We start from the raw sequence: 22,196 nt of genomic DNA on the forward strand, positions 1-22,196 counted from the left end.
GTAAGTAAAGATATCCGACACAGACAATCGGAAAAGCCACGGTATAGTAACCCGATCACGCCAAGGAGCCGCTTATGCGCCAGAAACCCACCGTCCTCGCCCGCGAAATAGTCGCCAGTAGCCGTTTGTTCCGCGTGGAGGAAGTGCAACTGCGCTTTTCCAATGGCGTCGAGCGGACCTACGAGCGCCTGGTGGGTCGCGGTGCCGGTTACGGCGCAGTGATGATCGTAGCAATGATCGACGCAGACCATGCGTTGCTGGTGGAAGAGTACTGCGGCGGCACCGACGAATACGAATTGTCCTTGCCCAAGGGCTTGATCGAACCCGGCGAAGACGTACTGGCGGCGGCAGACCGGGAACTCAAGGAAGAGGCTGGTTACGGCGCTCGTCAGTTGGAACACCTCACCGAACTGTCGCTGTCGCCTGGCTACATGAGCCAGAAAATCCAGGTGGTATTGGCCACCGATCTTTATGAAGAGCGCCTGGAAGGCGATGAACCTGAGCCGATGCGTGTGGACCGGGTCAATCTGCGCGAGCTGTCGATGCTCGCGCAGAACGAGCAATTCAGCGAAGGCCGTGCCCTGGCCGCGCTGTACCTGGTACGAGACCTGTTGACCCAGCGTGGAGCGTTTACCGCATGAGCGAACTTTTTTTAGGCCACCCGTTTATTGCCCCTGTGATCGAATTGGCTCGTCAGGCTGGTGAAGTGATATTGCCGTTCTGGCGTGCCGACGTGGCCGTCACCTCCAAAGCCGATGATTCGCCGGTGACGGCAGCGGATTTGGCCGCCCATCACTTGATCCTGGCGGGCCTGACCGCACTGGACCCCAGCATTCCGGTGCTGTCCGAGGAAGACGCCGACATCGACCAGAACGTGCGCGCCGGCTGGCAGCGCTGGTGGCTGGTGGACCCGTTGGACGGTACCAAGGAGTTTATCTCCGGCAGCGAAGAATTTACCGTGAACATCGCGTTGATCGAACAAGGACGCGTGGTGTTTGGCGTGGTGTCGATGCCCACCAATGGGCGTTGCTACTTCGGTGGTGCGGGCCTGGGCGCCTGGCGCTCCGATGTGAATGAAGCACCCAAGCAGATTCAAGTGCGCGAGGCGCCAGCAGCGGGCGAGTCGTTTACCGTGGTCGCGAGTCGCCGGCATACCAGCCCGGAGCAGGAGCGTCTGTTGGACGGCTTGAGTGAAGGCCTGGGCGCGTTGAAGTTGGCGAATATCGGCAGCTCGCTGAAGTTCTGCCTGTTGGCCGAGGGCAGTGCGGATTGCTATCCGCGCCTGGCGCCGACCTCGCAGTGGGACACGGCCGCGGCCCAGGGTGTGCTGGAAGGCGCAGGAGGGGAAGTGCTGGAATTGAGCGGTGAGCCGTTCAGCTACCCGGCGCGGGCATCGTTGTTGAACCCGTTCTTTTTAGCGTTGCCGGCCAAAGCCGCATGGCGCGAGCGATTGCTGACCCTCGCCCGTTCCTGACGCCTTGTGTAGGCGCGAGCTTGCTCGCGAAAATCGTCAACGATAACGCGGTGACCCTGGTTGATCGCGGCGCTCTCAGGTTTTTCGCGAGCAAGCTCGCTCCTACAGTGGGCGGTGCCGGAGCTTTTAGCGGTGCAGGACGTATTGGCCGGTGAAAACGACTGCTCGCGCTTCACTGCCCTCATTCACAACCCACGTCTGCAGCGTCAGCCGCGCGCGGCCATAGCGCTTGTACGTCGCCACAAACCGCTTCCACACCTTTTCCTCCGGCGACGGGCACACCACCGTCGCATCCCGCGTAACCGGCAACGGGTAACTGATCTGGCCTTCCTGGATCACGATATGCCCGTCTTCAATCCCTTCTTCACGCAACTGCAAGTGCAGCCAGCCCCAGCCCGCCAGTACCGCGCCGCAATACAGGCTACCGCCGAACATGGTGCTCTTGTGATTGATGTTGGCTTGCAAGGGCAGATGCAGTTCCAACTGCCCCTGTGTCCAGTCGAGCACCTTGAGGCCCATGTCCCGTGTGAGGGGGATGTCGTGGTGAAGGATGGATTCCAGGTAACGGCTGTCGCGGCTCATGGGGGCCTCTTGGCGGGTGGGGGCTGTCATTCGTCGTCGCTGCTTTGGTTGGCGAAGTTCAGGCCATGCTTGCGTAGCTTGTCGTGCAGGGTCTTGCGCGGGACGCCCAGGGCTTCCGCGAGGCTGCGCATGGAGCTGTGGGGGCGGGTCAGCTCGGCGGCAATCAGGCTTTTTTCGAACTGCTCGACTTGCTCGCTCAAGCCACCGGGCGTAGAGGTCAGGGTGCCAGCTGATGGATTGTCCGGCGTGTTATCCAGCGCCAGTTCCAGGCCCAGGGCAAAGCGCTCTGCCGCGTTCTGCAATTCGCGCACATTGCCCGGCCAGCTATGGCGCAATAACAGCGCGCGCTGCCCCGGTTGCAGTTCATGCAGCGGCAGGCCGTGGCGGCTGCTGGCTTCGTCGGCGAAGTGCTGGAACAGCATCAACGCATCTTCGCCGCGCTCGCGCAGGGGTGGAATGCGCAGCGGCGCCACGTTGAGGCGGTAATACAGGTCGGCACGGAAGCGGCCCTGGTCGGCGGACTGGCGCAGGTCTTCCTTGGTGGCGGCGATGATGCGGATATCCAGTGGGATCAGCTGATTGCCGCCCAGGCGTTCCACCACGCGCTCCTGCAACAGACGCAAGAGTTTGACCTGAACATCCAGGCTCATGCTTTCGATTTCATCGAGGAACAAGGTGCCGCCGTTGGCGAATTCGAACTTGCCGATACGGCGTTTCTGCGCGCCGGTAAAGGCGCCCGGCTCATGGCCGAACAGTTCGCTCTCCACGACCGACTCGGCCAGTGCCCCGGCGTTGATTGCCACAAAAGGCCCGCTACGGCGGCTCGACAAATCGTGCAGCGCGCGGGCGACCACCTCTTTGCCGGCGCCGGTTTCGCCGAGGATCAGCACGTCAGCCCGGGTCGCGGCCAGCGCGCCGATCTGCTCGCGCAGGCGCAGCATTTGCGGCGAGTGGCCCACCAGTCGCGTGCTCAACTGCTGACGGTCGCTAAGGGCCAGGCGCAGGCTGCGGTTGTCCAGCACCAGGCGGCGCAGGGCCAGGGCGCGGCGCACACTGTCGAGCAGGGCGTCGCTGGCGAAAGGTTTTTCCAGGAAGTCATAGGCCCCGGCACGCATGGCCTGCACCGCCAGCGGCACATCGCCGTGGCCGGTGATCAGCAGCACCGGCAACTCCGGGTCCTGGCCGTGCAGCTCGGCGAGCAGCTCCAGGCCGTCCATGCCGGGCATGCGGATGTCGCTGACCACCACGCCCGGCCAGTCCCGCGACAGGCGCGCAGTGAGGCCGGTGGCTTCGCCCAGGGTCAGGACGTTCAGCCCGGCCAGGTCCAGGGTCTGGCACAGCGCCTGACGCAGGTGTGGATCATCGTCGATCAACACCACCTGAATCTGGTTATCGATACTCATACACTGCGGTCCTCGGACGGTTGCAGACTGACGCCCGGCGCACCGGCACGCAATTTCAAGGTTAACAGCGCACCGCCTTCCTTGTGGTTGGCAAACAGCAGTTCGCCGCCAAAGGCACGCATCAGAGTGTCGCAGATCGCCAGCCCCAACCCCAGGCCCTGGGTGCGCGTCTTGGTGGTGTAGAACGGCTCGCTGGCGCGGCCCAGGGCTTCCATGCAAAAGCCCGGGCCGTTGTCGCGAATGTACAGGTTGACGCCCTGATCGGTGGTTTCGGCACTCAGCCACAGTTTGCGCGGCGGACCTTTTTCGGTGAGGGCGTCGAGGGCGTTGGCCAGCAGGTTGCCCAGAACCTGGCGCAAACGGGTTTCGCCCGCCTGTACCCAGAGGGTGGCTTCGGGCAAGTCACGGACCAGTTCCACCTCCATCGACCGCCGCCGCTTGGCCAGCAGCGCCAGGGCATCGTCCAGCGCCGGTTGCAAGGCGACGCTCTCGGGCGCATGGCGGTCGCGACGGGCAAAGGCGCGCAGGTGGGCGATGATCGAGGCCATGCGCCCGGTCAGTTCGCTGATCAGCTTGAGGTTGCCCCGCGCATCCGTGGTGCGCTCATGGTCGAGCAGGATTTCAGCGTTCTCTGCATAGCTGCGAATCGCCGCCAGGGGCTGGTTGAGTTCATGGCTGATGCTTGCCGACATGGTGCCCAGCGCCGACAATTTGCCCGCCTGCACCAGGTCATCCTGGGCACGCACCAGTTCCTGCTGCGCGTGTTCGCGCTCCAGCACTTCCTGCTTCAGGCGCCGGTTGAGGCCTTCGAGGTCACTGGTCCGCTCGACCACTCGCGCTTCCAGCTCGCGACGGGCCTTGGCTTCGAACGCAATGCGTTCCAGGTAATGGCGGCGACGTTGCATCATCAAGCCCAGCAGCAGCATCAACACCAGCAGCGTCGCGCCGCCGACTGCCACCACCGTGCGCACCGGACGGCTGATCAGCGAGCGTGGTGCGAGGATTTCCACGTTCCAGCCGGTCTCGGCGATGGCTGTGGATTGGCGCAACCAGGCGGTGTTGCTCAGGCTCAGTGGTTGCGGGTCGCGGGTCGGGTAGGGCTGGATGGCGATGATGGCCCGGCGTTCTTCGGCGGTCAGCGGCCGGGTGGCGCGGAATCGCCATTGTGGGCGCGACGTCAGGATCACCACACCGTTATGGTCGGTGACCAGCAGTTGCTCCGGGGTGTTACCCCACAGGCTTTCGGTGTGGTCCAGGTCGACCTTGACCACCAGCACGCCGATGATCGTATCGCCATCGCGCACGGCGGCGGCAAAGAAGTAACCGCGCTTGGCGGAGGTGGTGCCTAAGCCGAAGAACCGCCCCAGGCGCCCGGCCATGGCTTCGCTGAAATACGGCCGGAACGAGAAATTACGCCCGACGAAGCTGTCCTGTTTATCCCAGTTGGATGCAGCCAGTGTCTTGCCGGTGGTGTCCATCAGGTACATCACCTCCACCCCGGCCTGGGCGGCGACGTCCTTGAGCAGCAGGTTGGCGTTGACCAGGTTGGTGCTCACCCCAGGCGCATCCAGCGCGGTGCGCAAAGCCGGCAAGTCGCCAAGGATCTGCGGCAGCACCTCATAGCGGTGCAGGGTCCCGAGCAGGTTGGCCACGTACAGGTCGAGGGTCTGGCGGTTCTGCCCGGCCAACTCGCTGCGGTAATAGCGCTCGGCCAGGTGCTCCAGCGGCCACAGCAGCGGTGCCAGGCACAACGCCAACAAGGCGAGGCTGCGCCAGCGGGGTCTACGCGGAAGGGGTGGAGTCATGGGAGTCATGCGCCTGTGGGTACAGGCGCATTATGCCTAGTGCTGCAGTGCAAGACACTCGCGCAATGCGTCTTGCCAGTGTGGCTGGCTGACGTGCCATTGCTGCTGCAGGCGGCTGCAATCGAGGCGCGAGTTCAGCGGGCGCTTGGCGGGCGTCGGATAAGCGCTGGACGGGATGGGCTCCAGTTCGGCGCAGGCTTTGCCTTGCTGACGCAGGTGGTCGCCAATGGCTTCGGCAAAACCGAACCAGGAGGTTTCGCCTTGAGCACTCAGGTGATAAATGCCCCATTCCCCCGGTTCGCCTGCTTGCCAGCGCTCGATCAACGCGCGCGTGCTGTTGGCAATGCTGCCGGCCCAGGTCGGCGCGCCGATCTGATCGGCGACGATGCGCATTTGCGGCTTCTCCTGCAGCAGCCGCTGCATGGTCAGCAGGAAGTTCTTGCCGTGGTTGGAGTAGACCCAACTGGTGCGCAGAATGAGGTATTCGCCGCCGACGGCCGCAATCGCCTGCTCGCCCGCCAGTTTGCTCTGGCCGTAGACGCCCAGCGGGTTCGGCGTGTCGCTTTCGCGGTAGGGGGCAGGTTTGCTGCCGTCGAACACGTAGTCGGTGGAATAGTGGATCAGCGGGATGCCCAGCGCCTTGGCCTCTTCGGCAAGGATGCCCGGGGCGATGGCATTGATGGCGAAGGCCGCGTCCGGCTCGCTCTCGGCCAGATCGACGGCCGTGTGGGCCGCTGCGTTGATGATCAGGTGAGGGCGATGGGCCCGCACCTGCTGGCGAATGTGCTCCGCTTCGGCCAGGTCAAGCTGGTCGCGTCCCAGGACGACGAGCTCGCCCAGGCCTTGGAGCCGCAGTTGCAGCTCGCGGGAGACTTGGCCATGTTGGCCGGTGATCAAGATTTTCATGGGAACACGTCAGCTTCCATCAAGGGTTTACCCGCCTGGTCCTTGGCGGACAGCTGTGGCGCCTCGCTCAGCTCCCAGTCGATTGCCAGTGTCGGGTCATTCCACAGGATGCAGCGTTCGGCACTGGGCTGGTAGTAGTCAGTGGTTTTGTACAGGAACTCGGCGTGTTCGCTCAGTACCACGAATCCATGCGCAAAACCTTCCGGCACCCATAGTTGGCGGTGATTCTGGGCCGATAAGCGTACACCCACCCACTGGCCGAAATTCGGCGAGCTGCGGCGGATATCGACGGCTACGTCCAATACTTCACCGGCGGTGACACGCACCAGTTTGCCTTGGGTGTGTTCGAGTTGGTAATGCAGGCCACGCAGCACGCCCTTCTGGGAGCGTGAGTGGTTGTCCTGAACAAACTGACGCTTGAGACCCGTTGCCTCTTCAAAAGCCCGGGCGTTGAAGCTTTCGTAGAAGAAGCCACGTTCATCACCGAACACCTTGGGTTCGATGATCAGCACGTCGGGCAGCGAGGTTTCAATGACGTTCACTGATTCTCTCCAGCCAGCGAGTACAGGTATTGGCCATAGCCGGTCTTGCCGAAGTATTTGGCACGCTCCAGCAGGTGTTCGCGGTTGATCCAGCCATTTTCATAGGCGACTTCTTCTAGGCAGGCTACTTTCAGGCCTTGGCGGTGCTCGATGGTCTGCACGTACTGCGAGGCCTCCAGCAAGCTGTCATGGGTGCCCGTATCCAGCCAGGCAAAACCACGGCCGAAACGCTCTACATGCAGGTCGCCGCGCTTGAGGTAGGCGTTGTTGACGTCGGTAATCTCATACTCGCCACGGGGCGAAGGCTTGACCGCCTTGGCGATCTTGATCACGTCGTTGTCGTAGAAGTACAGGCCGGTCACGGCATAGCTGGATTTTGGCTTCGCCGGCTTTTCTTCGATGGAGAGGGCACGGCCCTCGCTGTCGAAGTCGATCACGCCAAAGCGCTCCGGGTCCTTGACCCAGTAGCCGAAAACAGTAGCGCCAGACGCTCGCTTGGCCGCACCAAGCAGTTGTTCGCCGAAATGCTGACCATGGAAGATATTGTCGCCCAGGATCAGGCACACAGGATCATCGCCGATGAACTCTTCACCAATGATGAACGCCTGGGCCAGGCCATCCGGGGTTGGCTGCTCGGCGTAGCTGAAACGCACGCCAAACTGGCTGCCATCGCCCAGCAAGTTGCGGTATTGCGGCAAGTCCACGGGGGTGGAAATCACCAGGATGTCCTTGATACCCGCCAGCATCAGCACGGAGATCGGGTAGTAGATCATCGGCTTGTCGTACACCGGCAACAACTGCTTGGACACACCCAGGGTAATGGGGTGCAAACGTGTGCCGGACCCGCCGGCCAATACGATTCCCTTCATCATGCGATCAAATCCTTAAAGTCAGTGTTGCCTAAACGTTCGCCCTGATAGCTGCCATCCTGGACCCTGCGGCACCATTCCAGGTTATCGAGGTACCACTGCACGGTCTTGCGCAAACCGGATTCGAAGGTTTCTTCAGGAACCCAGCCTAGCTCGCGTTCAATCTTGCTGGCATCGATTGCATAACGCTGATCGTGGCCGGGGCGGTCTTTGACGAACGTGATCAGGTCGGCGAATTTTTCGACGCCGCTGGGGCGTTGGGGTGCCAACTCTTCCAGCAATTGGCAGATGCCACGCACGACATCGATGTTTTTTTGCTCATTGTGACCGCCGATATTATAGGTTTCGCCGACGATACCCTCGGTCACTACTTTCAGCAGCGCGCGGGCATGGTCCTCGACAAACAGCCAGTCACGTACTTGTAAGCCATTGCCATAGACCGGCAATGGTTTGCCCGCGAGTGCGTTGAGGATCACCAAGGGGATCAGCTTCTCGGGGAAGTGGAACGGCCCGTAGTTGTTCGAACAGTTCGTGAGCAGCACCGGCAGGCCATAGGTGCGTTGCCATGCGCGTACCAGGTGGTCGGACGCCGCCTTGCTCGCAGAGTACGGCGAGCTGGGCGCATAGGGCGTGGTTTCAGTGAACAGGTCATCCACGCCGTGCAGGTCACCGTACACTTCGTCAGTGGAAATGTGATGGAAACGGAAGTTACCCTTGGCGGGCTCGGCCAACGTCTGCCAATAGGCGCGGGCGGCCTCCAGCAGGCTGTAGGTGCCGACGATATTGGTTTGAATGAAATCCGATGGGCCATCAATCGAGCGGTCGACATGGGACTCTGCCGCCAAGTGCATGATCGCCTGGGGCTCGAAGCGCTCCAGTATGGCGCTGACAGTGGCCTGGTCGATGATATCGGCCTGGACGAACTCATAGCGGCTGTTGGACGCGATGCTGGCCAGCGACTCCAGATTGCCCGCATAGGTGAGTTTGTCCAGGTTGAGGACTTCGTGCTCGGTGTGTTGAATCAGGTGACGGATCAGGGCAGAGCCAATAAAACCGGCACCACCGGTGATGAGAATGCGCATGTCGGAGGGCCTTTTCCTTAGACGGACATTAAGCGAATGGAGCATAGCTTGAGTTGTGTGGCGAGGTGGCGCAAGCGCGGTGTGACTAGGGGTTGCCTTATCCACCAGAACAATGGCGATATAGACGCCTAAAAAAACCGAGGTCGTCACAATGCCGCTCGCCACCCTGATCCATCGCGCCAGTCTACCCTGCCCGCAAGTGGGCACCGATCAGGTGGCTCAACTGCTCGCGCAACATTACGGCCTAGCTGGCACCTTGCAATCATTGGGCAGTCAGCAAGACCTCAACTACAGAGTCGACAGCCCCCGCGGCCGGTTTGTTCTGAAAATCTGTCGGGGCGACTACGACGCTGTTGAACTGCACGCCCAGCACGCTGCGCTTGATAGGCTGCAGACGGTACGCGTACCCAAGGTCATCAAGTCTTTGACCGGGGAAGCGCTGTTGACCCTGAACCTCGAAGGTCAAGCCCTGCACGTGCGCGTGCTGGAGTACATCGATGGCCAGCCGTTGACCCATCTGCCCCACCTGGGGCGCGGGGTGATCGCAGGGTTTGGTGACCTGTGTGGGCGGATGAGCCAGGCGCTGGCGCGGTTCGAGCATCCGGGCCTGCAACGCACGCTGCAGTGGGACCCGCGCCATGCCCAGGCATTGATCAAGCATCTGTTGGCGACCTTGGAAAACCTGCCGCATCGCCTGGCACTGGAGCAAGTGGCCGAGCAGGTCGAAGCGCGTATCCGCCCCTTGGCCGATCACTTGCCGTGGCAGGCGGTGCACATGGACATCACCGACGACAACGTGGTGTGGCAGCGCGATGCGCAACGGCACTGGCAGATTCAGGGCGTGATCGATTTCGGCGACCTTGTGCACACCTGGCGCATTGCCGATCTGTCGGTGACTTGCGCGGCGTTGCTGCATCATGCTGACGGCGATCCCTTTGCGATCCTGCCGGCGATCCAGGCCTGCCACGCGGTCACGCCGTTGCAGCACGAAGAACTGCTGGCGCTGTGGCCGCTGATCGTCGCCCGTGCGGCGGTGCTGGTGCTGAGCAGCGAGCAGCAGCAACGCCTGGATCCGGATAACCGCTACCTGCTGAAAAACGCCGAGCATGAGTGGGAAATTTTCCATGTAGCCACGTCAGTGCCATTTGCATTGATGGAGGCGGCCATTCTGGGCTGCGTCGGTCAGGCGCCGGCACCCCTCGCCAGTCAAGGCTTTGCGCCGTTGCTGCCGGGGTTGGTTGGGCGTGAGTTTGCGTTGATCGACCTGGGCGTGCTCAGCCCGCATTTCGAGGCGGGTAACTGGGAACAACCGGGGGTCGATCAACGGCTGTTGCAGGAGGCGGCGGCGGTGCATGGCCTGGCGGCAAGTCGCTATGGGCAATACCGTTTGTCGCAGACCCAGCCTGACAGCGCGATTGAGCCAGAGACGTTCCCGTTGCATGTCGAACTGCACGTGCCTTTGGGTACATCGGTTGAAGCGCCGTTTGCAGGTGTTGTACGACCGGGCGCCAACGGTGGGCTTCAGGTGCACAGCAGTGAGGCAAGCGTGTGGCTATGGGGCATGAAAGCACTGTTGCAGCCAGGTGCCGCAGTGCTCAAGGGCCAGGTGATCGGTGAAGTCGAAGGCCCGCTCATTGTGCAACTGTGCCGTGCTGACGTGCCCGCACCGTTGTTTTGCACGCCGTCACGGGCACAGGCATGGCAATCGCTGTGCCCATCGCCGGCCGCGCTGTTGGGCCTGGCCTGCGACGCCGAACCAGAGTTGGACCCTGAGGCCTTGCTGGCCCGCCGCGACGCCAGTTTCGCCCGTTCGCAAAAGCACTATTATGCCGACCCGCCACGCATCGAACGTGGCTGGCGCAACCACCTGATCGACATGCAGGGCCGTTCCTACCTGGACATGCTCAACAACGTCGCCGTGCTGGGCCATGGTCACCCGCGCATGGCGGCAGTGGCAGCGCGGCAGTGGTCGTTGCTCAATACCAACTCGCGTTTCCATTACGCGGCCGTTGCCGAATTTTCCGAGCGTTTGCTGGCGCTGGCGCCTGAGGGCATGGACCGGGTGTTCCTGGTCAACAGCGGCACCGAGGCCAATGATTTGGCGATCCGCCTGGCCTGGGCCTACAGCGGCGGACGCGACATGCTCAGCGTGCTGGAGGCGTACCACGGCTGGTCGGTGGCGGCGGATGCGGTGTCCACGTCGATTGCCGACAATCCCCAGGCGTTGAGCAGCCGCCCGGACTGGGTGCACCCGGTGACCGCGCCCAATACGTATCGCGGTGAGTTCCGCGGGCAGGACAGTGCGCCGGATTACGTCCGAAGCGTGGAGCACAACCTGGCGAAAATTGCCGCGAGCCAACGCCAACTGGCGGGTTTCATCTGCGAGCCGGTGTATGGCAATGCAGGTGGCATCTCGTTGCCGCCGGGCTATTTGCAGCAGGTGTACGGACTCGTCCGCGCCCAGGGTGGCGTGTGCATCGCCGATGAAGTGCAGGTGGGTTACGGCCGTATGGGGCATTTTTTCTGGGGCTTTGAAGAGCAAGGCGTGGTGCCTGACATCATTACAATGGCCAAGGGCATGGGGAATGGCCAGCCGCTGGGCGCGGTCATTACTCGGCGGGAAATCGCCGAGGCGCTGGAAGCTGAGGGGTATTTCTTCTCGTCGTCGGGAGGCAGTCCGGTGAGTTGCCGGATCGGAATGGCCGTGCTGGATGTGATGGAAGAGGAAAAGTTGTGGGAAAACGCCCGGGTGGTTGGTGGGCATTTCAAGGCCCGGTTGGAAGAACTGATTGATCGTCATCCGTTAGTGGGGGCTGTCCACGGCTCAGGTTTTTATCTTGGACTGGAGTTGGTCCGCGATCGGCAAACCCTGGAACCCGCTACTGAAGAGACCACGTTGCTGTGTGATCGCCTGCGGGAATTGGGGATTTTCATGCAACCGACGGGGGATTATTTGAACATCCTCAAGATCAAGCCGCCGATGGTCACGTCTCGACACAGTGTGGATTTCTTCGTCGACATGCTGTCGAAAGTGCTGGATGAACAGTTGTAGATAGTCGATTCTTATCGGCTAAATAATCTCATGGTTATCAGCCATGATGTTTTGTCGCTTCTAAAGCCGATTTTTATCCGTTATAAAGTCGGCTTTACCCCCATTCGGAGTCCTGATCGCCATGACCACCCTGCACAGCACCCCACGCGCCGATGGCTTCCGCATGCCTGCCGAATGGGCACCACAGACTCAGGTCTGGATGATCTGGCCTGAGCGCTCGGACAACTGGCGCCTGGGCGGCAAACCGGCGCAGGCGGCTCATGTGGCGGTGGCCAAGGCCATTGCACGTTTTGAACCGGTCACGGTGGCGGTTTCCGCCGGTCAATACGAAAACGCCCGCGCGCGCCTGGATGTGCCGAACATCCGCGTGGTGGAAATGTCCAGCGATGACGCCTGGGTACGTGACACTGGCCCGACCTTCGTGATCAACGACAGCGGTGAGGTGCGCGGCGTGAACTGGGACTTCAACGCCTGGGGCGGTTTCGACGGCGGCCTGTATTCGCCGTGGAACCGCGATTCGCAAGTCGGCGGCAAGATCCTCGAAATCGAACGCGCGCCACGCTATCGCACCGAAGGCTTTGTGCTGGAAGGTGGGTCGATCCATGTCGACGGCGAAGGCACCCTGATCACCACCGAAGAATGCCTGCTCAACCGCAATCGCAACCCGCACCTCGACCGTGCCGAGATCGAAGCGGTGCTGAGCGCCAATCTGGCTGTGGATAAGATCATCTGGTTGCCGGACGGCCTGTTCAACGACGAAACTGACGGCCATGTGGATAACTTCTGCTGCTACGTGCGCCCGGGCGAAGTGCTGCTGGCCTGGACTGACGACCCGCAAGACCCGAACTACGCGCGCTGTCACGCCGCCATGGACGTGCTGCAAAGCAGCACCGACGCCCAGGGCCGCTCGTTCACAGTGCATAAAATGCCGATTCCGGGCCCGCTGTACGCGACCGAGGAAGAATGTGAGGGTGTCGACCCGGTTGACGGCACCCAGGAACGTAATCCGACGGTGCGGTTGGCGGGTTCCTACGTCAACTTCCTGATCGTCAACGGTGGCATCATCGCGCCGAGCTTCGACGACCCGCTGGACAGCCAGGCCAAGGCTATCCTGCAGGACCTGTTCCCGCAGCATGAAGTAGTGATGGTGCCGGGCCGCGAACTGTTACTGGGTGGCGGCAATATCCACTGCCTGACCCAACAACAGCCAGCGCCGCACAAAAACTGAGTGCAGTTGTAACAGCACCATGACGACGAACCGGCGCTGATCGGTTCAGGCGTCCACAACCAGCCCGCGACCCAGACAGGTCGCGGGCATTTTTGTGGCCAAACGCCTATGAACACGAGACATTGGCATAGCTCTTGTATCGCCGGTGTGACAGTGGCCCAAGGCGATGACTGCGCAGTTCTGTCATAAACCTTGAGTAAGTTAGCCGCTCACGCAGTAGGAGAGAGCGCTGAAATGAATGCCGATATCAACCTGATGTACACGCGCACGTCCCACCCTTTGCGGGTCAACGGCGACGCGATCCATGTGCTGGCGCTCTGGTTGAGGGAAAACGGCCCGCGGCAGATCAGGCAACAGCCTGACTGGCGCAGCGTGATGAGTGAACGTTATCCGGCGGGGTTGTTCAGTGAGGATGAAGTGCACGTGTTGTGCGATTTGTTGAAGAGCCTGTAGGCGCCGGCTTGCCGGCTCCTACAGGGAGAGGCGCTGCATTAGAAGCTGTAAGTCCCTGTCACTACCACGCTACGCGGTTCTCCCGGCTGAATTTGCGCCACACTGGTCGCCGACGCGTAGTAGGTTTTATCCGCGATATTGTTCAGCGCCGCCCTGACGTCCCATTCCTTCTGGCGGAACCCAGCCAACGCATCCCAGCGACCATAGCCCGGCAGCACCACGGTGTTGAGGTTGTCGGCATAGCGATCGCCGACCAGGGTCAAGCCGGTTTCCGCGTACCAGCCCATCTCCGGTTTCCAGGTAATGAACAGGCTGGCATTGCGTTTGGCCACATCGCTGACGCGCTTGCCTTCAAAGCCGTTGTTATCCTTCTCGACCGTGGCCTCTTGCAGGCCGACACCACCACGCACGTACCAGTTGCCGACGATCTTGCCGGTGGCGGTCAGCTCCACGCCGCGTGAGCGCTGCAAACCGCTGAGCAGCGTGATTGTGCGATCCAGGGGGTCGCTGGTGCGGCGGTTGTAGAGTTCCAACTCGTACACCGCCAGGGTGGTGCTCAGGCGGTCGTCGAGCCAGTCGCTCTTGACCCCGATCTCCTTCTGCTTGGTCAGCTCGGGGCTCAGGTCGTTGACGCTGCCGGCAGCGTTGGGGGTGATACCGATCAAGCCACCGCCTGCGGGAGAAAACGTCTTGCTCCACGAAGCATAGAAGGTGTGATGTTCCAGTGGCGTCCAGACCAGGCCGAAGCGCGGGCTGGTGCTGTGGCTTTTGACGTCCTGCTGGGTATTGAGCAGTTTGTTTTGGGTGTCCACTTCGAACCGGTCGTAACGCAGACCGGCCAGGACTTGCCATTGGTCATTCAGGCGCAGTTGGTCCTGCACGTAAAGGGCACGGCTTTCGACTTCGGTGTGGTTGTTGCTCGACAGGCTCATACGGCCGGTGTGGCTGAGGTTGCGGTTGGGCTGGCTGAGGTCCAGGCTCGGCACCGCCTGGCCGCCTCGGTTGACGGCGGTGGCGGTGTACAGCTTCGGATCGCGGCGCTGACTGCCCAGTTCGAGGCCGGTGAGCACGCGATGTTCCAGGCCGTAGGTACTGAAGCCACCTTCCAGCTCGACGTTGTTGAAGACATTGAGGGTGGTGAGGTCTTGCTGCCAGCGTTGGCGTGTCACGCTGTGGGTCGCCGGCACATAGGCGGTTTGATAGGTATTGTCGAAATCGCTGTCGAGCTTGAACACGCCCAGGGTCTGGCGCAGTTGCCAGTTGTCATTGAGTTCATAAGCCAGCTTGGAGCGTAGCGACTGGGTTTTGTCGTCGATGTAATCGCGGTTATCAAAGTAGGTGGTGCTGCGACTGACATCCGCGGGTCGGCCGTTGACGCCGGGAATGCCACGGTCAGGCGTGCGGTTGTAACGGCTGTATTCGTATTGCACCAGCCAGTTCAGGTCCGGCGTGAGCTGCCAGCTCATGGACGGAGCGAACAACTGGCGATTGCCGCTGACGCCATCGCGGAAGCTGTTGTTGTCTTGATTACCCATGTTCAGGCGCAGGCTGATGTTATCCGTGGGGTCGGTGCTGAGGTCGGCGTACACACTGCGCAGATCGTCGCTGCCGCCCTGGGCTTCGATGCTTGATTTGTGCCCGGCCATAGGCAGTTTGCTCACGCGGTTGACGATTCCTCCCTGACCGCCTCGCCCGTAGAGTACGGCTGCCGGCCCCTTGAGCACTTCGATGCGCTCGATGTTGTGCAGGTCGCGCACATATTGGCTGTCGTCGCGAATGCCATCCAGATAGAAGTCATTGCTCGCGTCGAAACCCCGGATGCGCACGCTGTCGAAGCGCGTGTCGGCGCCGCTGCTGACGTTGGGGATGCCGCTCAATGCCTGGCCCAGGTCATTAGTGCCATAGGAACGCAGGCTTTCGGTCTTCACTGAGTCGATGGCCTGAGGCACATAACGCACGGGTGTGGCGGTGCGGGTGGCGGTGCTGGTTTCTTTGACGCGTGGGTCGTCTTCGTCAACTTCGGCGCTGATCGAGGTTTCAGGCAAGGTAGTGGCCGCACAAGCAAAACCGACAGACAGCAGAACGGAGAGCCCAAGGGTGATGGGCGTCAGGCGAAGGGCAGGCATGGAGAAATGTATCCGAATTGTTAGGGAGGCAAACTGCGTTAATGGTAATGCTTTGCATTTACGTGCGTTATCCATTCCCAAACGTATCGGGCCTGAAATATGTTACTAGATGTGTTTCCTGCCTGTTTTGCTGCGGTTTTATGTCGCTTTCAGAACGGCTGTAGGTCCCTCCTTAGAATTATTTCGCCTAAATACAGACGATTCGCGAAATTGACACATAGTTCCGGGCGCGACTAGGATTGCGCCCAACGCCTGTGGCTAACCGCCATGACTCATCCAATAAAAAAAGGCCCGCGGCCTGTTAAGTCGTCCGCGGGCCTTCTTTTTTCCGGAATCAGTCGACACCAGAAAAAGCGACATGGAGCCTGGTGTCACAGCGCGTACTCAACCAGGAATAAGGAATATAAGAAAATGTTGAAGCAACGGATGAGTCTGATCGCTCTGGGGATTTTGAGCGCATCGACAGCCATGGCAAACGATCAGGACCAGTCGAAGGGTTTTATCGAAGACAGCCACCTGAACATCGCCGCACGTAACGCCTACATCAGCCGTGACTACAAGAACGGCAAGCAAGACAAAGCCGAGTGGGGCCAAGGCTTCATCGGCAAGCTCGAATCCGGCTTCACCCAAGGCACCGTTGGTGTGGGTGTGGACGTGATTGGCCAATACGCTATCCGTCTGGACGGTGGTAAAGGCCGTGCCGGCGCTGGCGGTATCGACTTCTTCAAACAGGGCAATGGCACTACCAACCCTGATGGCTCGAACAACCCTGGCTCGGCCCCACACGACCTGGCCAAGGGCGGCGCTGCCGTGAAGTTCCGCGTTTCCAACACCGTGCTCAAGTACGGTGATCAGTTCCCGGCCGTGCCTGTGCTGCAGTACGACAACTCCCGTCTGTTGTCGGAAACTTACACCGGTACGTCGATCGTTTCCAAAGAGATCGCCGGTCTGCAACTGGACGCAGGTCACTTCACCAAAGAAGCCCGCAAGAGCATGGAAGGCACCGACAGCGGTCGCCTGAAAAGCATCGACTACATCGGTGGTAGCTACAAATTCACCGAAAGCCTGTCGGCTGCCCTGTACGCCTCCGATATGCAGGACGTGCTGAAGAAGCAATACGTCAACGTCAACTACGTGCTGGCCCTGCCAGAAAAGCAGTCGCTGACGTTTGACTTCAACGGCTACAAAACCAAGCTGGACCGCAGCTTCGCCCTGGAAAACCAGAAAGACGCTGACGCCCGTGACAACAAGATTTGGAGCCTGGGCGCTACGTGGGCTGTCGGCCCGCACAGCTTCACCGTCGCTCACCAGCGCAGCACCGGCGACACCGGCTACCTCTACGGCGGCTACCGCAACGCTGGCGGCATCGGTGACGGTGGTAACACCATCTTGCTGGCGAACTCCTACTGGTCCGACTTCAACGGCAAGGACGAGCGTTCCTGGCAGCTTGGCTACGGCATCGACTTCGCCACCTTCGGCGTACCGGGCCTGACCTACAACGTTGCCTACGTGCGCGGTACCAACATTGACGACGGTACCAACCGTGGCGATGGTACCGAGCGTGAAATCTGGAACCAGTTCAAATACGTCGTACAGAGCGGTCCAGCCAAAGACCTGAGCCTGCGTGCGCGTGCGTCGTGGTTGCGCGTGTCCAATAACGCCGACCAGTACAACGTGGGCGGTAACGAAATCCGTCTGTTCGCCGACTACCCGATCAACGTTTTCTAATGATCCGGCGTCGTGCCTGATTCCAGGCGATAAAAAACCCCGACTGGTTCGGGGTTTTTTTATGCGCGCTAGTGCGCTGCGGTCTTGTTACACCGCAGTATGAATGAAGTACTCGGCCCCACCTTTATCCCTCCCCGACGCAAGCCTAAATTGACCTCACTGCCCGCCCATCACCCCGATGGCCGGCCACTGGAGTCCCTGCCATGCCCTTTGTCAGCCTGCGCATCACCCGTGACGGCGTTACCTCGGAGCAAAAAGCCCAGGTCATCGCCGAGTTCACCGAAACCCTCGAACGCGTCCTGCACAAACGCCCCGATCTGACCCACATCGTCATCGAAGAAGTCGACACCGACAACTGGGGCTATGCGGGTATCACCACCACCGAATACCGCAAATCCCAAGCCTGAATCCCTACTGGAGAATCCTCATGAAGAAAGTCGTCATCATCACCGGCGCATCCCAAGGTATCGGTGCTGCCGTGGTCCAGGCCTACCGTGCCCTCGACTACCGCGTGGTCGCTACTTCGCGCTCGATCCAGCCATCCACCGACCCGGACATCCTCACCGTCGCCGGCGACATTGCTGACCGGGCCACCGCCCAGCGCGTCATCCACGAAACCCTGGCCACCTTCGGGCGCATCGACAGCCTGATCAACAACGCCGGTATCTTCGTCGCCAAACCGTTCACGGCCTACACGCAAGAGGACTACGCCAACGTCCTCGCGGTGAACCTCAACGGCTTCTTTTACATCACCCAACTCGCCATTGCCGAAATGGAAAAAAACAACGCCGGCCACATCGTCAACGTCACCACCAGCCTGGCGGATCACGCGATTGACGGCGTGCCGTCGGTACTCGCGAACCTCACCAAGGGCGGACTGAATTCGGCCACCAAGTCCCTGGCGATCGAGTACGCCAAACGTGGCATCCGGGTGAACGCGGTGAGCCCGGGGATCATCAAGACGCCGATGCACGGCGCGGAAACCCACGCGGCGCTCGGGCAATTGCATCCGGTCGGGCACATGGGCGAGGTGAGTGACATCGCCCAGGCGATTGTCTACCTGGAGAACGCCGGGTTTGTGACCGGCGAAATTCTGCATGTAGACGGTGGGCAAAGCGCCGGTCACTAAACGTCAGGCTTTGGCCGGCACGAGTTTTTTGCAGTTCTCTTTACGTGCCGGATATTGCTCACACTTGCGCAGCACGGTTTGCACCTGCTGCGCATTTTGCACTTGCTGGTTAGCCAATAATTTCTCGGTGATGAACAGTTCTTCAGAGCCGAGGTGACGTTCCGCCTTGTCGATCATCGCCAGCGCCGACTGCCCATCTCCGCGTTTGAGGTGATAGCTGATCATCAGGTCGAAGGTGGAGGGGCCCGCCAGGCTCCAGTCCTTGATCGCTTGCAGCTCTTTCAGCGCTTCGCCGCTCCGGCCCTGGGCCAGTCGCACGGTGTAGGCGGTGCGGCGGATACCGGGTTGGTCTTTGACGGGAGAGGCCAAGGCTTTGCGGATGAACCCATCAGCGTCTGGGACTTTGTTTTTCTCCAGGGCGTCGTTGGCGAAGTAGGCATCCTTGTAACCTTGCATGGCTTTCGCCACTTGCGGCGTGCTCTTCATTTTCGTCCAGCTTTGCGTGTTGATCCGTGCACGGCGCTCCTGGCGATACTCGCGTTGCAGGTACTGGCGTAACTCGGTGTCGCGATCAGTTGCCGACATATGGGAGCGATTGAAGTACTGGGCGGTCGCGGTGATGCTGGTGGTCAGGCCGTCTTTGACCAGCACATCCAGTTCCTGGGTAAACCGGTTCAGGTTGAACTGCTGCAGCGAATCCTGCATGGCGTTTTTACGCGCGGTCAGAAAGCCCGTGAGCAACGGTTTTTGCTTGCCCTGAAAATCACTGAGGCGTTCAAGGCTGTGGGTCGCGGCACGCGGTGCATAACCGGCGCGGATCATCAAGTCAGTGCCAAGCAAGTCGGCCTGGTCTTCCTGGGTGCGGCCCCAGGCGGTGCTCCAGACATGGTCGGAAAACGTGTTGGCCAGCGCGGTATACAGCACGGTATTCCCGATGGTCTTCTGGGTGCCGGCGGGGTCTTTGCTGAACAATTTCATCGTGCCGGAACTGCGATCCACGCCCGTGTCGGCAGCCATGGTGGCCAACGCGACCGTGGAGGCGACCGTGGTGAACATCTCTTTCTGCTGCTGGAAGGCGGCCATGCGATCGTGGTGGTGCAGCAATACGTGGCTCATCTCATGACCGAGCATCGCCGCGATTTCGTCTTCGCTCCCTACGTTATCCAGCATGCCCAGAGGCACGAACACATTTCCGTAAGGGTCAGCCGAAGGGCCGAAGCTGTAACTGTCGGTGATTTTTACCTGCAAGGCTGGCAACTCGCCCGGCCAGCCCTTGGATAAGCGCGTGACAATACCCTGCAGATACACCTGCAGCATCGGAATATCCACCAGGTTCTGCTGGCGAGCCTCGGCTGCGGGTACTGTGCGTCCGTCATAGCTCAAGCGTTGTTGGCTCTGGCGTTGCGGGTCGAGTTTGTAATACGGGCGCACGTCTGTGTTATCCACATAATGGCCCTGCACCCGGGATTGGGTCGAAGGTCCCACCAGATTCATGAACGCCTGATCGGCGCCCTTCAACGTGGCGCAGCCACTGAGTAGCGTGCTTGCCAGCAGGCTGGCCGCCCATAGAGATCCTTTCACCGCAGCGCTCCTTTTTATTGATTGCAGCCGGCACCAAAACCAATGGTGGAGTTGTTGCGGCTGTCTTTGGTCTGGCTTTTGGTCAGGCCTTGGCAGGGTAGGTCCACCACGTTCAGCGGCGGCTCGATGCGCAGGTCCATCGTGTCCAACCAGACCTTCTGGCCGGCCAGTTCCACCTGCACCAAGTCCAGCGCCTTGTTGTGCTGCAACACCGGCAAGGGCTGCGTAGGCGTTTCCTGCTTCGATAACTCGCGCTGTTGTTTACCTTGCTCATCGAGCACCGCTACCGGGTCGGCGAGGAATGCCTTGATGCTGTGGGTTTCCGCCCAGGCGCCCTGGGTAAAGAGGGTGGCAAGCAAGACAATGAGGCTTCTGTTCATCCTTGGGTTCCTTGAGTCAGACATCTGAGCGGCACACTCAGCGATCTCGGTCGAAGAAGGCTTCGATCCGCTCGCTGAACAGCACCAATGACAGCAATACGATGCCCAGCACGTTGACCGGGGTGATGTTGTTGACGCTCAACAACACACTCATCAGGGCAAGCACCGACATCACTAACAACCACGACGGGCACGGCGAAGAAAAAAACCGGATCTCGCGGCGGCGCCAACGGCTCCAGGGGCGGTGACCCGCCAGCCGTCGCGCATGCAGCGCCTTGAGCACGGCGATCAACGCCAATAGGGCGAGCTCCAGCAGGTCCAGCCAATTGAAGGGCAGGCCGGGAAAGTTGGCGGGCTCATGGGCGTAGTCCATGCCTGCATTGATCAGGTTATCCAAGGCCATGGCGTGCAGGTACACGCCCGGTAGCTGGCCGTGAACCGGCGAGTCCACCAAGTCTCCCGTGGAGGTGATATTGGCGCCGACCAGGACCAGGCGATCGCGCAATAACTCGGTGAGCAATGCCTGGTCCTGCGGGTCGCTGACTTCCAAGTCGCTGGCTGACACCGTCAGGGTATAAGGGCACCGGGCCTGGGCCGAGTCGTCGAGTTTCCAGAACACCGCCTGGAAAAACTGTGCGAGTCCATCCAGGACAAAATGCCGCGCCGGCGCGCAGTGGCGCACATCAGCAATACGCGCTTGCTCTGGCGCCAGCTTCAGCCCCCACTGCACCGCGATCGGCTGCCGCTGTGCGGCGGTTTGGGCATCCACCGGCGGCGACTGGCACTTCTGCGTTCTGCAGAGTTCGCGGTAGAGCACCATGGCTGGTGTTTCCATAAGCCCTAGTGGCGTCTGAACTGCCAACGGGTACTGGTCGTCCACGCCTTCCCAGGCCACCAGGCCTGGGCGGCTGACCTCGGCGAAGGGTTGCAGTGTGTTGGCCTGGCCCGCCTCTCCTCGCACGACGCCGGTATTCGCCAGCCACAGCGGGATACCCTGGCGCTGATAACGCTCGAACACATTTGCCAGTAGCTGGCTGCCCCGCGCCGGGTCGCCAAAAGAATGGTCATGGCTGTACAGCAAGTCCACGAAAACAGCCTTGGGCTTGTACGCCAGCAAACGTTTGAATAATTTGCTCTGCTCGCCGTAGGGCATCGGCCAAGAGGTGCCGTTGCGCATCAGGTAGGCGTCATCGATCACCACCACCGCCACGCGTTGTTGACCTTCGTTGGAATAGTGGCTGGCGAACATGCGGTTAAGCCACTGCGCTGACGCCTTGTCGCTGGAACTGGCCAGGCCGAAAGGGTCCAGGACCGCCAGTAGCACGATGATTGCCGCGAGCCAGTAGCGGCGGTGATTAAAAAGCGGTGGGGTCGACAAATCCATGTCTCGATTAGAAGCACAAGCAAGGCAGGGTTTTTAACGGAGCGGGGAGGGGGTGTCAATGAAAAAGGTGGCTAAGTGCCATATAGGTGTCGCACGCGCGGGTTCTCAGCAATGTTCGTGCGTGGCGAGCGTCCAGCATGGGTTTACAGGCGCGACTGAACGCCGCCTCGGACGCATAGCCAATCGCGAAGACAACGTAATGATCAATTAGCGCCGTCAATTAAATGACTTATTTATGGCTGAGGCTGCCGTTTGGCGGCAAGTTAGACAATACGTTGACAGTCCCTTTCGGATCCAACATTATTCGCGACGATTTTGATGGCTCTAAGCCATTAAAATGACATTAGTGACGCGCATTCGTCCCAGGCTGTGGTTCTTCAAGATTCAGGGATAAGGCGGCTTGGACTCGGATGGCCAGGCGACGTTGGTCAGGGTAGCCCTTAAACACTGTCACCTTTAATTAGCGGGTTCG

Annotated in this window: 19 protein-coding genes; 8 read left to right on the forward strand and 11 right to left on the reverse strand. The window is 60.7% G+C overall.

What is annotated here, in order from left to right; all coding sequences use genetic code 11:
• The first annotated feature begins 74 nt into the window (after window positions 1-74).
• Together nudE and cysQ are read left to right on the forward strand one after the other, a co-directional pair.
• The gene (gene nudE, locus BMZ57_RS19550) at window positions 75-641 is read left to right on the forward strand and encodes an ADP compounds hydrolase NudE (RefSeq protein WP_010214054.1); all 567 of its coding nucleotides are present in this window, start codon (window positions 75-77) and stop codon (window positions 639-641) included.
• Entirely contained in the window at window positions 638-1,474 is an 837-nt protein-coding gene (gene cysQ / locus BMZ57_RS19555; protein ID WP_010214052.1) for a 3'(2'),5'-bisphosphate nucleotidase CysQ, read from the forward strand. The genes nudE and cysQ overlap by 4 nt, the downstream gene beginning before the upstream one ends.
• A 126-nt stretch (window positions 1,475-1,600) precedes the next feature.
• Here the strand turns inward: cysQ and BMZ57_RS19560 are convergent, their stop codons facing one another.
• Genes BMZ57_RS19560 through rfbB form a run of 7 tightly spaced genes read right to left on the reverse strand, consistent with a single transcriptional unit; the run spans window position 1,601 to window position 8,663 of the window.
• The gene (locus tag BMZ57_RS19560; protein WP_021492342.1) at window positions 1,601-2,056 is read right to left on the reverse strand and encodes a YiiD C-terminal domain-containing protein; all 456 of its coding nucleotides are present in this window, start codon (window positions 2,054-2,056) and stop codon (window positions 1,601-1,603) included.
• A 26-nt stretch (window positions 2,057-2,082) separates the two neighbouring features.
• Window positions 2,083-3,459, reverse strand: coding sequence for a sigma-54-dependent transcriptional regulator (locus BMZ57_RS19565; protein WP_010214047.1), 1,377 nt, complete (start codon window positions 3,457-3,459; stop codon window positions 2,083-2,085).
• Window positions 3,456-5,264: a sensor histidine kinase gene (locus BMZ57_RS19570; protein WP_021492341.1), complete on the reverse strand. Its 1,809-nt coding sequence runs from the start codon at window positions 5,262-5,264 to the stop codon at window positions 3,456-3,458. The genes BMZ57_RS19565 and BMZ57_RS19570 overlap by 4 nt, the downstream gene beginning before the upstream one ends.
• A gap of 36 nt (window positions 5,265-5,300) precedes the next feature.
• Window positions 5,301-6,170 (reverse strand): dTDP-4-dehydrorhamnose reductase, encoded by an 870-nt coding sequence (gene rfbD, locus BMZ57_RS19575; RefSeq protein ID WP_010214045.1) that lies wholly within the window; start codon window positions 6,168-6,170, stop codon window positions 5,301-5,303.
• Window positions 6,167-6,712, reverse strand: a complete 546-nt coding sequence (gene rfbC / locus BMZ57_RS19580) for a dTDP-4-dehydrorhamnose 3,5-epimerase (RefSeq protein ID WP_010214044.1) — start codon at window positions 6,710-6,712, stop codon at window positions 6,167-6,169. Before rfbC ends, rfbD begins: the two co-directional genes overlap by 4 nt.
• On the reverse strand, window positions 6,709-7,584 hold the full coding sequence (gene rfbA, locus BMZ57_RS19585) for a glucose-1-phosphate thymidylyltransferase RfbA (RefSeq protein WP_021492339.1): 876 nt from the start codon (window positions 7,582-7,584) through the stop codon (window positions 6,709-6,711). Before rfbA ends, rfbC begins: the two co-directional genes overlap by 4 nt.
• Window positions 7,581-8,663 carry a dTDP-glucose 4,6-dehydratase gene (gene rfbB / locus BMZ57_RS19590; protein ID WP_021492338.1) on the reverse strand — a complete coding sequence of 361 codons (1,083 nt, stop codon included), beginning with the start codon at window positions 8,661-8,663 and terminating at the stop codon, window positions 7,581-7,583. The genes rfbA and rfbB overlap by 4 nt, the downstream gene beginning before the upstream one ends.
• Window positions 8,664-8,814: 151 nt before the next feature.
• On the opposite strand from rfbB, the gene BMZ57_RS19595 reads away from it, so the two are divergent.
• The 3 genes from BMZ57_RS19595 to BMZ57_RS19605 all read left to right on the forward strand — a co-directional run bounded on the left by BMZ57_RS19595 (window position 8,815) and on the right by BMZ57_RS19605 (window position 13,396).
• Window positions 8,815-11,715 (forward strand): aminotransferase, encoded by a 2,901-nt coding sequence (locus BMZ57_RS19595; RefSeq protein ID WP_042571318.1) that lies wholly within the window; start codon window positions 8,815-8,817, stop codon window positions 11,713-11,715.
• Between the two features lie 121 nt (window positions 11,716-11,836).
• The gene (gene aguA / locus BMZ57_RS19600; RefSeq protein ID WP_069672849.1) at window positions 11,837-12,943 is read left to right on the forward strand and encodes an agmatine deiminase; all 1,107 of its coding nucleotides are present in this window, start codon (window positions 11,837-11,839) and stop codon (window positions 12,941-12,943) included.
• A gap of 234 nt (window positions 12,944-13,177) precedes the next feature.
• The gene (locus BMZ57_RS19605; RefSeq protein ID WP_010214036.1) at window positions 13,178-13,396 is read left to right on the forward strand and encodes a hypothetical protein; all 219 of its coding nucleotides are present in this window, start codon (window positions 13,178-13,180) and stop codon (window positions 13,394-13,396) included.
• A 38-nt stretch (window positions 13,397-13,434) separates the two neighbouring features.
• Here the strand turns inward: BMZ57_RS19605 and BMZ57_RS19610 are convergent, their stop codons facing one another.
• Window positions 13,435-15,522: a TonB-dependent receptor gene (locus BMZ57_RS19610; protein ID WP_069672848.1), complete on the reverse strand. Its 2,088-nt coding sequence runs from the start codon at window positions 15,520-15,522 to the stop codon at window positions 13,435-13,437.
• Window positions 15,523-15,933: 411 nt separating this feature from the next.
• On the opposite strand from BMZ57_RS19610, the gene BMZ57_RS19615 reads away from it, so the two are divergent.
• The 3 genes from BMZ57_RS19615 (at window position 15,934) to BMZ57_RS19625 (ending at window position 18,379) form a co-directional block, all read left to right on the forward strand.
• Window positions 15,934-17,250, forward strand: a complete 1,317-nt coding sequence (locus BMZ57_RS19615) for an OprD family porin (protein ID WP_010214034.1) — start codon at window positions 15,934-15,936, stop codon at window positions 17,248-17,250.
• Window positions 17,251-17,453: 203 nt separating this feature from the next.
• The gene (locus BMZ57_RS19620; RefSeq protein ID WP_010214033.1) at window positions 17,454-17,657 is read left to right on the forward strand and encodes a tautomerase family protein; all 204 of its coding nucleotides are present in this window, start codon (window positions 17,454-17,456) and stop codon (window positions 17,655-17,657) included.
• Window positions 17,658-17,677: 20 nt separating this feature from the next.
• On the forward strand, window positions 17,678-18,379 hold the full coding sequence (locus BMZ57_RS19625) for an SDR family NAD(P)-dependent oxidoreductase (RefSeq protein ID WP_010214032.1): 702 nt from the start codon (window positions 17,678-17,680) through the stop codon (window positions 18,377-18,379).
• Window positions 18,380-18,382: 3 nt separating this feature from the next.
• Here the strand turns inward: BMZ57_RS19625 and BMZ57_RS19630 are convergent, their stop codons facing one another.
• From BMZ57_RS19630 to BMZ57_RS19640, 3 genes are read right to left on the reverse strand one after another with little or no spacing between them, the layout of a single operon-like run.
• Complete coding sequence (locus tag BMZ57_RS19630) at window positions 18,383-19,960, reverse strand: M48 family metallopeptidase (RefSeq protein ID WP_044286474.1); 1,578 nt, start codon at window positions 19,958-19,960, stop codon at window positions 18,383-18,385.
• 14 nt (window positions 19,961-19,974) lie between these two features.
• Window positions 19,975-20,340: a hypothetical protein gene (locus BMZ57_RS19635; protein WP_069672847.1), complete on the reverse strand. Its 366-nt coding sequence runs from the start codon at window positions 20,338-20,340 to the stop codon at window positions 19,975-19,977.
• Between the two features lie 37 nt (window positions 20,341-20,377).
• Window positions 20,378-21,724: a CHASE2 domain-containing protein gene (locus BMZ57_RS19640; protein ID WP_010214028.1), complete on the reverse strand. Its 1,347-nt coding sequence runs from the start codon at window positions 21,722-21,724 to the stop codon at window positions 20,378-20,380.
• Window positions 21,725-22,196: the final 472 nt, after the last annotated feature.

The organism is Pseudomonas simiae (genome assembly GCF_900111895.1).
Lineage (GTDB): Bacteria > Pseudomonadota > Gammaproteobacteria > Pseudomonadales > Pseudomonadaceae > Aquipseudomonas > Aquipseudomonas simiae.